The organism is Niveispirillum sp. FG156 (assembly GCF_057809555.1).
Genome location: NZ_JBMDKE010000012.1, coordinates 95,671 through 107,705, shown reverse-complemented (window position 1 = coordinate 107,705; position 12,035 = coordinate 95,671). Strand labels below are relative to the sequence as shown.

The 12,035-nt window shown below is 64.9% G+C and carries 13 protein-coding genes and 1 tRNA gene; 8 read left to right on the top strand and 6 right to left on the bottom strand.

What is annotated here, in order from left to right; translation table 11 throughout:
• Positions 1–2 precede the first annotated feature (2 nt).
• Positions 3–179, bottom strand: a complete 177-nt coding sequence (locus tag ACODSP_RS09780) for a hypothetical protein (protein ID WP_488965413.1) — start codon at positions 177–179, stop codon at positions 3–5.
• Between the two features lie 207 nt (positions 180–386).
• Here ACODSP_RS09780 and ACODSP_RS09775 point away from each other — a divergent pair, with 207 nt between their 5' ends.
• Positions 387–680: a DUF1244 domain-containing protein gene (locus ACODSP_RS09775; RefSeq protein ID WP_054168567.1), complete on the top strand. Its 294-nt coding sequence runs from the start codon at positions 387–389 to the stop codon at positions 678–680.
• Positions 681–914: 234 nt separating this feature from the next.
• On the opposite strand, the gene ACODSP_RS09770 is transcribed toward ACODSP_RS09775, so the two are convergent.
• Positions 915–1,484 carry a DJ-1/PfpI family protein gene (locus ACODSP_RS09770; RefSeq protein ID WP_488965412.1) on the bottom strand — a complete coding sequence of 190 codons (570 nt, stop codon included), beginning with the start codon at positions 1,482–1,484 and terminating at the stop codon, positions 915–917.
• A 432-nt stretch (positions 1,485–1,916) separates the two neighbouring features.
• A complete protein-coding gene (locus ACODSP_RS09765) occupies positions 1,917–2,555 on the bottom strand; it encodes a glutathione S-transferase family protein (protein WP_488965411.1) in 639 nt (212 codons plus the stop codon).
• A gap of 109 nt (positions 2,556–2,664) precedes the next feature.
• Between ACODSP_RS09765 and mtgA the strand changes: the two genes are divergently transcribed.
• Positions 2,665–3,366 (top strand): monofunctional biosynthetic peptidoglycan transglycosylase, encoded by a 702-nt coding sequence (mtgA, locus tag ACODSP_RS09760; protein WP_488965410.1) that lies wholly within the window; start codon positions 2,665–2,667, stop codon positions 3,364–3,366.
• A 245-nt stretch (positions 3,367–3,611) separates the two neighbouring features.
• On the opposite strand, the gene ACODSP_RS09755 is transcribed toward mtgA, so the two are convergent.
• Positions 3,612–4,424, bottom strand: coding sequence for a helix-turn-helix transcriptional regulator (locus tag ACODSP_RS09755; protein ID WP_488965409.1), 813 nt, complete (start codon positions 4,422–4,424; stop codon positions 3,612–3,614).
• A 95-nt stretch (positions 4,425–4,519) separates the two neighbouring features.
• Between ACODSP_RS09755 and ACODSP_RS09750 the strand changes: the two genes are divergently transcribed.
• Complete coding sequence (locus ACODSP_RS09750; RefSeq protein ID WP_488965408.1) at positions 4,520–5,311, top strand: class I SAM-dependent methyltransferase; 792 nt, start codon at positions 4,520–4,522, stop codon at positions 5,309–5,311.
• A gap of 31 nt (positions 5,312–5,342) precedes the next feature.
• Positions 5,343–5,639: a hypothetical protein gene (locus ACODSP_RS09745; RefSeq protein ID WP_488965407.1), complete on the top strand. Its 297-nt coding sequence runs from the start codon at positions 5,343–5,345 to the stop codon at positions 5,637–5,639.
• Between the two features lie 200 nt (positions 5,640–5,839).
• Here ACODSP_RS09745 and ACODSP_RS09740 read toward each other — a convergent pair whose 3' ends face one another.
• Positions 5,840–7,771 (bottom strand): sensor histidine kinase, encoded by a 1,932-nt coding sequence (locus ACODSP_RS09740; RefSeq protein WP_488965406.1) that lies wholly within the window; start codon positions 7,769–7,771, stop codon positions 5,840–5,842.
• Positions 7,772–8,082: 311 nt separating this feature from the next.
• Between ACODSP_RS09740 and ACODSP_RS09735 the strand changes: the two genes are divergently transcribed.
• Positions 8,083–8,158: transfer RNA gene (locus ACODSP_RS09735), tRNA-Ile, on the top strand.
• A 173-nt stretch (positions 8,159–8,331) separates the two neighbouring features.
• Entirely contained in the window at positions 8,332–9,117 is a 786-nt protein-coding gene (locus tag ACODSP_RS09730) for a dioxygenase family protein (RefSeq protein ID WP_488965405.1), read from the top strand.
• A gap of 78 nt (positions 9,118–9,195) precedes the next feature.
• Here the strand turns inward: ACODSP_RS09730 and hppD are convergent, their stop codons facing one another.
• Entirely contained in the window at positions 9,196–10,311 is a 1,116-nt protein-coding gene (hppD, locus tag ACODSP_RS09725; RefSeq protein WP_488965404.1) for a 4-hydroxyphenylpyruvate dioxygenase, read from the bottom strand.
• A gap of 142 nt (positions 10,312–10,453) precedes the next feature.
• Here hppD and ACODSP_RS09720 point away from each other — a divergent pair, with 142 nt between their 5' ends.
• Both ACODSP_RS09720 and phhA read left to right on the top strand, forming a co-directional pair.
• The gene (locus ACODSP_RS09720; protein ID WP_054168628.1) at positions 10,454–10,930 is read left to right on the top strand and encodes an Lrp/AsnC family transcriptional regulator; all 477 of its coding nucleotides are present in this window, start codon (positions 10,454–10,456) and stop codon (positions 10,928–10,930) included.
• A gap of 147 nt (positions 10,931–11,077) precedes the next feature.
• Positions 11,078–11,989: a phenylalanine 4-monooxygenase gene (phhA, locus tag ACODSP_RS09715; protein ID WP_488965403.1), complete on the top strand. Its 912-nt coding sequence runs from the start codon at positions 11,078–11,080 to the stop codon at positions 11,987–11,989.
• The last annotated feature ends 46 nt before the right edge of the window (positions 11,990–12,035 follow it).

The window sequence follows — 12,035 nt, the reverse complement described above, 5'->3', positions numbered from 1 at the left end:
GGTCAGCGCGCGGCCTGAAACTCCTCCAGCAGGGCGCCGACATTGAGTGCCTGCAGGGCGGCGAGCGCCTGGTTCAGGTCGTCAGCGCAACGGCGCAACTGCTGCGCATGAAAGCTGATATTGGCGGCGTGGGTGGCGATGTGACCGTGGGGCAGACGGGTACGCATATCGATGACCATTTGGGTCCCCCTGAAAGAGCCGAGTCCGATACTTTTGGTTATATGTTCTTGTCTTGACCCTATTGATGCACGGCTCGACGATTGTATCAATCAGAAAAGTAACACCTAGTAATAGGTTAAAATTTTAGATGGTTTCCTTTAAAACTGCGTCGGGATACACCATTTGCGTCGGCACGTTCGACCAACCAATCCCAGGGAAGCCTGACCATGGACGACCAGACCCGTATCGAGCTTGAAGCCGCGGCTTTCCGCCGTTTGGTGGCGCATTTGCAAACCCGCACTGATGTCCAGAATATCGATCTGATGAATCTGGCGGGTTTCTGCCGGAACTGCCTGTCGAAATGGTACCGCGCCGCCGCCGATGAAAAGGGCGTGGCTGTCAGCGATGCCGAGGCGCGGGAGCATGTCTATGGCATGCCGTACGATGAATGGAAGGCCAAGCACCAGCGTGAGGCCACCGCGGAACAGAAGGCCGCGTTCCAGCAGGCCAACGCCCACTGAAAATCGGGGCGGATTCCGCACAAACAAAAACCCCGCTGTCCAGCCGGACAGCGGGGTTTTTCGTCACCAGGACAAGCCAGCCTTCGAGCTGTTTCGGCTCGCCGAAAGCAGCTCCGGCGGCGACTGCCGCCGCGCGGCCCATGCCGCGAAGCCAAGCTGCGGATGCGGCGCCGGCGACTGAGGAAAATGAAATGCTAGAGCGTATTTCCGGCTAACGGAAATACGCTCTAGGGATCAGGCGGCGGCCTTGCGCTGTTCGACGGCGGCGGTGAAGTTCCGCAGCATGGCGTCGATCAGGCCGGACATGTCCTCGTTGCTCTTGGCCGTCAGCAGGAAGCGGTCCTGAACGATCTCGTCGTCCGACCACTTGGCGCCGGCGGCTTCCAGGGCGGCGCGGGCGCTGTCGGCGCCGGTCACGGTGCGGCCCTTGATCCGCTCCAGCAAGGCCAGCAGCTCCACGCCCTTGCCGAAGGCGGCGATGCCCTTGCCGCTGTCGACGAAGCTGCCGATGATGCGGCGGGTATGCGGGTTAGTCGCCAGCTTGGCCACCGAACGGTCGCCGCCCGGCAGGACCAGCAGGTCGAAATCGGCGGCCAGCACTTCACCGACATGACGGTCGGTCGGGAAATAATGGCCCCAGGCGGCGCCGTGCCAGCCATTCACCAGGCCCTGTTCGGGCGAAATCACCTTCGGCTTGGCGCCGGCCTTCAGCAGGGCGCGCTGCGGCTCGGTCATCTCCAGCTCTTCGAAGCCATTGGCCACGAGAATGGCGATGTTCTTTCCGGCAAGCAGTTGTTCAGTCAAAGTCTCGTCTCCTTCTGGTTGGTCCGCCCCGTCCGGCACCGGCCGGGCCGGTGCGATCCGATAAGCGGTGAACGCCCCGGCCGGGCCGTGACGTTCGGAAATTCCATGCTGAAAGTGGCGCTCGATCCCGGTGATCCCCCGTGCGCGGTAGGGGCCGTGGTGCGTCAGGCACCGGTGGCCACAGGGTCCAGGTACGCCACAAGCCTTCCGCGCCAACCCGTCATCGCGGGTTCGGTCGGGCTTTGGCCCCCCTGGGTTCCCGCACGGGACCCGGGGGCGGGTTACGTCTTTTCATGCATAGGGCGCTAATTGGCCCTTCGCGCACGCAACGTCAATCCGCATTTCCGACAATCCAGCCATCCAAGGGCGGCGGAGGCGGCGAATCGGTGGGGGACGAGCACATGCGAAGGGGGCGGAGACGCGCTGCAGGGGTCAGTACCAGGGCTGGGCCAGTCCCTCCTGTTCAAACGCCCGGATGACGGCAGGCAGGGCGGCGGTGCGCGCGGCATGGGCGCCGATATTGGGCAGCAGGCGCGGCGGACGCCCCACAAAATTGCGGCCCCAGCGCGTCAGCATCAACAGCATGAAATCCACGATGCCGGGCCTGTCACCCGTCAGCCAGTCACGCCCCGCCAGCGCCGTGTCCAGCAGATCGAACAATTCCCCCGCCCGCACCTCTGCCGCCTGTTTCACACTGCCGGCAAGGGCCGGGTCCGCGACCTGCCGCTCGGGGTAATAATAGGCCAGGTAGGCGACCTGCACCGAATTGGTCAGGTGGATCAGCCATTGATAGGCCAGCGCCCGTTCCACCGTACCCACGGGCGGCATCAGGCCCGCGTCGGGATGGCGGTCGGCCAGATACAGCAGGATGGCCGCCGTTTCAAAGATCGGCTGTTCCCCATCCACCAGTACCGGCACACGGCCCGTGGGGTTCAGGCGCAGATAGGCCGCACCGTGATGTTCCTTCGCGCCTGTGTCCACCAGCACCATTTCATAGGGCGCGCCGATGGTTTCCAGGGCCATGTGCGGGGCCAGATTGGCCATGCCGGAATTGCCATAAAGCCTGTACATCGCGGATCATCCTTGGCAGCAGAAACGGGTGCCCGTCTTTTTACGGTGCTTTATGCCCCCTGTCTGCGCCAAGATGCGGACGGAAAAGGACGAAGGAGGTCTGGCCCGGATGGCCCAGGACAAGCGATGGAACATGCGGCGCATCGCGCGGGTGACGGCCTTCGGCCTCGCCGGCCTGGTCGGCTTTTCCATCCTGTGGGTTCTGGCCTATGCGGTGCTGCCTGTGCCGGCCACACCGCTGATGGTGATCCGCACCCTGGGCGGGGCCGACTGGAACCATTCCTGGCGGTCCATGGACCGGATCAGCCCGCATCTGGCCCGCGCCGTCATCGGGGCGGAGGATAGCCGCTTCTGCGATCACATGGGCGTGGACCTGGATGCCGTCGAAAAGGCGCTGGAACGCAACCAGACCCATCAGCGTGTGCGCGGCGGCAGCACCATCAGCCAGCAGGTGGCCAAGAACGCTTTCCTCTGGCCCGACCGGTCCTGGCTGCGCAAGGGCGTGGAACTGTGGTTCACGATGCTGGTGGAAACCCTCTGGTCCAAGCGCCGCATCCTGGAGGTCTATCTCAACATTGTGGAATGGGCCCCCGGCGCCTATGGCGCGGAGGCGGCGTCGCGATACTGGTTCGGAAAGGGGGCCGAGGCCTTGACCCCGCGCGAGGCAGCGCTTCTGGCCGCCATCCTGCCCAGCCCCCTGAAATGGAAGGCAAACCCGCCCGGTCGCTATGTCGCGGGCCGGGCCGGCACCTTGCAGCAGCGGATGGAGATCGTACGCCGCGACGGGCTGGATGATTGCGCACTGCCGTGACGGGGGGGGGGGCAGCACGCGGTGACCATCATTTCAGGGGCTGAAGTTAGGGTCTGTTGAGATTCAGGGTATGGTTTTCCAACCCATTGAAATTCATAGATTGCCTCTCCGGCGAAGGCCGGGGCCCAGGGGCCAAGCGCCCGACCGATCAGCAGCGTCAATCAACGCAGCGTCGAGGTTTGAGCCTGTGACCCCTGGGCCCCGGCCTTCGCCGGGGAGGCAGATTTTCTCAATCTCAACAGTCCCTAATCCGGCAGCAGCATGACCAAACGCAGGTCGGGTCTGGTTTCCACCGACAGGGTCATCTGACGATAGCCGCGAAGGCCATGGACGGGATGCTGGAACAGCCGTTCCCCCCCTTCCCGCCCCCTGATATCGGCCCCGGCCCAGCGGGCGGCGAATTCGGTGCTGCCGGCGCGCAATTCGGCGATCAGGGCGGTCAGACCCGTATCCGCCAAATGCCGGCCATGATCGACCCGGAATTCGGCCAGCACGCGGGCCGCGCGGCCCGGCCAATCCACCAGCAGCTTCTTCGCCGCCGGGTCCAGGAACAGGTAGCGCAGCAGATTATGCGGACCCGGCCCGTCCAGCCAGCCCGCGAACAGGTCCGCCGCCGCCGCGTTCCAGGCCAGCAGGTCCAGGCGGTGATCCAGCGCATAGGCCGGCACCGTGATGGCCGCCACGGCATCGCGCAGGCGGGCACAGGCCCTGCCATCATCCTGTCCGGGATCGGGCTGCCGTGGGTCGCGACGGCCCGACAATTGGAACAGATAGGCCCGTTCCGCCCCCGACAGGCGCAGGGTGCGGGCCAGCCGGTCCAGCGCCTGGGGTGAGGCCTGGATATCGCGGCCCTGTTCCAGCCAGGTCAGCCAGGTGGCGCTGATCCCGGCATCGGCGGCCACTTCCTCCCGCCGCAGGCCGGCGGTGCGCCGCCGGCCTGTTACGGCCAGCCCCAGCACCGCCGGGTCCAGCCGCCCGCGCCGGTCGCGCAGAAAAGCACCCAGCAGGTGGCGCTGGTCGGCGGCGGGATCCTTAAAGGGCGGGACGGGCAGCTTCATAGGGGTATTCATACCAGTATAAGTGCTTATCTTGTACCCCCCTTTGGTAGGGCGTAATCAGGAGGAACCCCACCCGACGACAGGAACCCCCGGCCATGAATACCCAGCCCGACAGCCAGCACGACCTTGTCACACAGCAGTTCGGCCCCCGCGCCGATGCCTATGTCAACAGCCCCACCCATGCCGCCGGCCCCGACCTGACAGCGCTGCAATCGCTGCTGCGGGCCGCGCCTGTGGCGGATTTCCTCGATCTTGGCTGCGGCGGCGGGCATGTCAGCTTTCACGCCGCCCCCTTCGCGGAACGGGTCACAGCCTATGATCTGTCGGATGCCATGCTGGCGGCGGTGGCGGCAGGTGCCGCACAGCGCGGGCTTGCCAACATCACCACCCGTCAGGGCCGGGCGGAACTTCTGCCCTTCGCCGATGCCAGCTTCGACATGGTGGTCAGCCGATATAGCGCCCATCACTGGCGCCATGTCGCCCCCGCCATGGCAGAGGCGGCGCGCGTGCTGCGGCCCGGCGGCATCTGCGTGGTGATGGATGTGTACGGGCCTGCCGATCCCTTGCTGGATACCTACCTCCAGACCATCGAAATGGTGCGCGACCCCAGCCATGTCCGCAATTACAGCCTGGCCGAATGGCGGTCCCTGCTGTCCACCGCCGGCCTGACACCGCAGGTGCCGCAGACCTTCCGCCTGCCACTGGGTTTCCAGTCCTGGGTGGACCGGATCAACACCCCGGCCAGCCACCGCCCGGCCCTTCTGTCCCTGCAGGCAGGGGCGGCGGCAGAGGTGAAGGAGCATTTCGCCATCCAGCCAGACGGCAGCTTCACCCTGGATACGATGCTGATCATTTCCGCTAAGGAAAAATCCGCGCTTGCCTCTTGACTCCGGCGGCGGAGCGGCGATCTGATAAAACATGATCATTCCATCGCAGCCAGCACCGCCGCTGCCCGCCACGCAGCCGGCCCCGACCAACCCACAGAACAATGTGGCCTTGGCGTCGGCTGGTCTGTTGGCACAGAAGGTGGCCAAGCCCACCGAAACCCAGACCCGCCGCGCCGCCACCGCCGTGGCGCGGGGGGAGGCGGCGCGCGAAGGCACCGGCAGCAGCTTTGTGGGCCGCGCCTTCGACAATGAAGCCGCCGCCGTGGAGGCCCGCACCAACCAGCAGCCTCCACGCGGACGCGGCGACAAGCTGGATGTCAGCGTTTAGGGGAAGAATATCCGCCCTTAGATCGGGTTTATGTTGACTGGAAGTACCCCCTATCGTCATCCCGGCGAAAGCCGGGACCCAGCGTGAGGCGCGGTTAGCGCCGATATGAGTCATATCGCGGCGGACGCCACTCTACGCTGGGTCCCGGCTTTCGCCGGGATGACGAAGAAAACACGCTTCCAGTCAAAAGACGTCCGCCCTTAATCCGCCGCGCGCTGCATCAGGCGTCGTGTCTCTGCCGGGTCGGTGGAAAGCGGGATGGTGAAGCTGGCGATGGTGCCGCGGCCAGGATTGCTTTCCAGTTTCAGTTCACCGCCATGGCGCAGGACCAGATCGCGGACCAGCGTCAGCCCCAGGCCGGTACCGGTTTCGCCCTGCGTTCCCGGTCGGCTGGCCTTGGGACCGCCGCGCAGGGCCAGTTCCAGCTGCGCCGGCTCCATGCCCACACCCTTGTCGGTGACAGCCACCTCCAGCCGGTCGCCCAGGGCGCGGCTGGTCACATGCACCACGCCACCCTGGTGGCTGAACTTCACGGCATTCATCATCAGATTGCGCAGCACCGCCAGGATCATGGTGCGGTCGGCCAGGACCCAGCGGTCACCGGCGGCATCCAGGATGGTAATCTCCTTGGCCTGGGCGGCGGACGCCACATCGCGGATGGAATCGCTCACCACCTCACGCATGGGGAAGATGGTGGGGGCGAACGGCGTGCCCGACATCTGCACCCGCGACCATTGCAGCAGGTTCTCCAGCAGCTCGAACACCTTACGCGCCATTTCATGGACGGTGCGGGCGAAATCCGCCACCTCTTCCGGCTTCATCTTTGGCGCGTGATCGGCCAGTTCCTGGGTCATACCCAGCATGGAATTGAACGGCCCGCGCAGATCATGCGAGATCAGGGAGAAGAAGCGCGTCTTCTCCCGGTTCAGGAAGTCCAGTTCATCATGGGCGGCGCGCAGGTCGGCCAGGGCGCATTCAGCTTGGGCCCGCGCCTCGCGTTCCGCCACGGCTGCCGTGTCGCGCACGGCCAGCGCCCGCAGCATCAGACGCCGTGCCACGAACACCACCACCAGAACCGCCGCCACGAAGCCTGCGACGGAGATCAGCACGTCCATCAGGATGGGCAAGAGAGAGGCACCGGGTGGTGCCACATAGACGACGCGCCAGGGCGCCTGCTTCAACGGGATCGCCACAATATGGCTGTTGAAGAAGCCGTGGCTGATCATGCCATCAGGCCCGGCCTCCATGCTGGCGCCGGACGGCAGGATATCGGTGATGCTGCGGGGCAGCGCCTTTTCCTGATTGCGGGAGGAGCCGGTGATGACATTGCCCGCCGGATCCACCAGCAGCAGCATGCTTTCCACCCGCTGCACCGCGCCCAGCGCATCACGCAGGCCGGCAACAGGGATATCGATGCCCAGCGCCCCCGCATAACGCCCTTGCAGGGTCAGGGGCAGGGCCAGCATGGCGCTGTCGGGGAAATCGCCTTCACGGCCCGACAGGGTCCAGACAGGTCCGGCCATCGGGTTGGCGGCGGGGGCGGCATTCACGAAGGCCGGCAGCGTGCCCACCTGCGACAGCAGATCGGCCTGACGGCTTTCCACCCAGGGATGGATGGCCAACATGCCCGACAAGGAGGCATAGACCAGCCGCCGCGCCTCTGGCACCACTTTCTGCGTGACGGCCATCAGCGGCAGAAGCTGCACCGCCATGGCCGCCTCCTGCCGCCATCCCGCCTCGTCCGGGCGGGACAGGACAGGATTGGCGGGGATATCGCCGGACGGCAGGGCCGCGATATTGCCGATCTGATCCACCAGATAGGGCGGGGGCAGGCGGTCCAGGGAATAGCCCTGCCTGGCATCGCCATGCGGATTGCTGGCCAGGAACGCGGTCAGAAGGCTGCTGGCGGGCACATCCTCGGGTGCGGGATATTCGGCATAGAAGAATTCGGCACGCTGACGCAGCGCCTCCAGATGGCCCACCGCCACGCGCATCTGCATATCCAGCGAACCGGCGCGGGTGCGGATTTGGCCATTCATCGCCGTTTCAAAGGCGCGGATACGCTCGCTGGCATGCGACCATAACAGGACGGCCCCCAGCATGACGCCGGCCAACAGGGCAAGAATCAGCATGCGATCCGCATGCGCCGCCCCCGACAATGCCGTCCGCCAGCCCTTCCCCGCCACCTGCACCGCCCCTGGTCCGAATATCGCCTGTACAGGCCGAAACCTATGGCCGGAAAGGCATTTGCGGCCTCCGGCGAACTATCCCATCAGTGGTAACACCAAGTGCAGGGCAGGGGCAACGCGGCTACCGGGCAGGACCCTGGATTTCCGCAGGCTCTCCGCCATCCGATGGGCACCACATACGGGGCGATGATTTTTTTCGAACGAAAGCGCTTGACACCCGGCCCGCAGCTCTCTATCACCGCGCTCCACGAGAGGGGCGCGTAGCTCAGGGGTTAGAGCACTCGCCTGATAAGCGAGAGGTCGGTGGTTCGATTCCACCCGCGCCCACCATCCCCTCCCGGATGTGAAATCGTTGATGCGACAAAGGCCGGCTGCAAAGCCGGCCTTTCGCATTTCTGGCCTGCGGCATCACCCGCCGCCACCCGCGAAGGTCGGGCTTCCCCGCCGCCACCGCCATGCCCATGTGAAGGGCAATCGATCAATCACGACAGACAGGTGGCCCGATGGCCCGATTGCCTTCCATCTTCATCTCCCATGGCTCGCCCATGCTGGCCCTGGAACCCGACGCCCCTGCCCACCGCTTCCTGAAGGGGCTGGGCGGCATGGTGGAGCGGCCAAAGGCCATCCTGGCTGTCTCGGCGCATTGGGAGACGACACGGCCCGCCCTGTCCCTGTCGCCCCACCCCGCGACCATCCATGACTTCCGGGGCTTCCCGCCCGCCCTCTACGCCATGCGCTATCCCGCCCCCGGCGCACCGGCCCTGGCGGAGCGTGCGGCGGGCCTGCTGGCGGCACAGGGATTGGAGCCGGCACTGGTAGCCGACCGTGGACTGGACCACGGCGCCTGGACGCCGCTCAGCCTCGCCTGGCCCGATGCCGATATCCCCGTCACCCAACTGTCGGTACAGCCGCACCTGTCCGCCGCCCACCACGCCGCCGTGGGCGCGGCCCTGCGGCCCCTGCGGGACGAGGGGGTGCTGATCCTGGGGTCGGGCAGCTTCAGCCATAATCTGATGGAATTCCGGGGCCAGGACCCCGATGCGCCGTCGCCCGCCTGGGTGACGGTCTTTGCCGACTGGATGCGTCAGGCGCTGCTGGAAGGCCGCCAGGGTGATCTTCTGGCCTGGGACCGGCTGGCCCCGGAGGCGCGGCGCAACCACCCCACGCCCGAACATCTCTGGCCGCTCTACACCGCGCTGGGGGCCGCCACACCGGGCATGCCGGCCCGCCTGCTGCACAGCAGTACCGATCGCGCCATCCTGGCCATGGATGCGTTCGCGTTTGATTGAGGCGGGGGCAGTGCATAAAGAAAAAGGGGTGGCCCCGGAAGACCACCCCTCATCCCATGCACCGTATGTACAGGCCGATCACTCAGCCGACAGCACACCGCGTTCCACCTGATCGCGTTCGATGCTTTCGAACAGGGCGCGGAAATTGCCCTCACCGAAGCCGTCATCACCCTTGCGCTGAATGATCTCAAAGAAGATCGGGCCGATCACCGTGCTGGTGAAGATCTGCAACAGCAGACCGCCGCCGGGCGCGCCATCCAGCAGGATGCCCCGAGCCCGCAGCTCTTCCGTCGGCTGGCCATGGCCCGGCAGGCGATCCGCCAGCATGTCATAATAGGTGCCGGGCGGCGGCGTCATGAAGGTAACGCCATTGGCCTTCAGCGCATCAAAGGTCTTGATGATATCGTTGGTCGACAGGGCGATATGCTGGATACCCTCGCCCTTATATTCGCGCAGATATTCCTCGATCTGGTCGACGCGGCCTTCGACGCCGGCACTCTCATTGATCGGAATACGGATCTTGCCGCAGGGTGCGGTCAGCGCCCGGCTTTTCAGACCGGTCAGCTTGCCTTCGATGTCGAAGTAGCGGATCTGCCGGAAGCTGAACAGCTTGGCATAGAAATCGTACCAATGGTCCATGCGGCCGCGATGGACATTGTGGGTCAGGTGATCCACCTCGACCAGACCGCAGCCGACCGGGTTTTGATCCACGCCGTCCACGGGCACGAAGTCGATATCATAGATGGAGGCGGCGGACCGGTGGCGGTCCACCAGATAGATCAGGCTGCCGCCAATACCCTCGATGGCCGGAATGTTCAGTTCCATCGGGCCGACGGTGCCCTTCACATCCTTGGCGCCCAGTTCCAGGGCGCGGCGATGGGCAAACCCGGCATCCTTCACGCGGAAGGCCATGGCACAGGCGCTGGGCCCATGGTCGCGCGCAAACTGCTGCGCCATGCTGTCCTTCTCGCCATTGACGATGAAGTTGATGCCGCCCTGGCGGTACAGGGTCACATTCTTCGACCGGTGGCGGGCCACCTTGGTGAAGCCCAGGACGGTGAACAGGCTGTCCAGGGCCGCCGTATCCTCAGCCGTATATTCCACGAATTCAAAGCCGTCGGTGCCCATGGGATTGTCCCACAGATCGCCCACGATCTGGCCGTTTTCCACGCGCGCCGTGCCGCCGTCTGCCATCTTGATCTCCTGCGAAAATCTATCGGTTGGGGAATTGTTGTCATGATAGGCCCGAAGGCCGGGGCATGTCCTTGCGAACTGCCCCCGGAATCTGGCAGTGTCAGGTGAGAAATTGCGCCAATCCACCAATCAGGGGCAGAATATGGGCAGCGTTGGTTTGGATGCGGCAGATATCCGCATACTTGCTGCATTGCAGCGCAATGGCCGCCTGTCCAATGTCGATCTGGCCGATCAGGTGGGATTGTCGCCCAGCCCCTGCCTGCGCCGGGTGCGCGACCTGGAGGAACAGGGCTATATCCAGGGCTATACCGCCATCCTGGACCGCAAGAAGCTGGGCATGGGTGTCGTCGCCTTTGTCGAGGTGAAGATCGACCAGAATGCGGAGGGCGACGCCGATTTCCGGCGCGGCATCCTGCTGCTGCCGGAGGTCATCTCCTGCTTCGTGATGACCGGCACCATGGATTACCTGTTGCAGGTGATCGTTGAGGATCTGGACAGTTTCGCCGACCTGTCGATGCGCAAGCTTCTGTCGATCAAGGGGGTGAAGGAGGTGCGGTCCAGCTTCGTGCTGGATGTGGTCAAGCACTCCACCGCCGTGCCATTGCCGAAACCAACCTGATGCCGGCAGGATATGGCGCAAGGCCAGCCTGACCTGACGTAGGAATTGCGCAAGACCCCCACTACCCAGGCATATCCGCAAGGAAATGCCCCCGCCCCGGCGCTATCATGGTTTCCAACAATTCCCACATGATTTGGGGACCATGCCATGAACCAGACCAACGCGCCCGCCGGCGACTTTGCCTCGCGCGTCACCGACAGCGGCAAGACCGACACGGCCCTGCGCGGCGATTACAGCCATGTACAGCCGGACTTCACCATCGACCAGGGCTGGGACCACTATACCAGCGCCGATCACGCCATGTGGCGCACGCTCTATGACCGGCAATCGGCCCTGTTGCCGCGCTATGCCGCGCCGGAATTCCTGGAAGGTTTGACGCGCCTGGATGTGCGCGACGGTATCCCGGATTTCCGACGCGCGTCAGAGGTGCTGGACAAGGCCACAGGCTGGACCCTGGTGGCCGTGCCCGGCCTGATCCCGGAGCGGGAGTTCTTTGAACATCTGGCCGCCCGGCGCTTCCCCGTCACCAATTGGATCCGCAAGCCGGAAGAGATGGATTATCTGGTCGAACCGGATGTGTTCCATGATTTCTTCGGCCATGTACCGCTGCTGACCCACCCGGTCTTTGCGGACTATCTCCAGGCCTATGGCATCGGCGGGGCCAAGGCCATTGCGCTGAACGGGCAGGAGAATCTGGCCCGGCTCTACTGGTACATGGTCGAATTCGGCCTGATCAACACCAGGGACGGCCTGCGCGCCTATGGCGCCGGCATGCTGTCGTCGCGCGGGGAGACGCAATTCTGCATCGAAAGCCCGTCGCCCAACCGCATCGGCTTTGATCTGGAACGCGTGATGCGTACCCAGTACCGGATCGATGATTATCAGCAGACCTATTTCGTACTCGACAGCTACGAACAGTTGATGAACGCCACGGCGGCGGATTTCACCCCGCTCTATGCAAGGCTGCGTGAGCTGCCACCCATCGGGCCGACAGAGGTCCTGCCCACCGACCGCGTCTTCACCCTGGGCACCCAGGGGGAGGGGCACAAGGCGGCGTAGGGGTTGTTTGCGACGGCGGGGTTGCCCTCACCCTCCCATTGGCTGC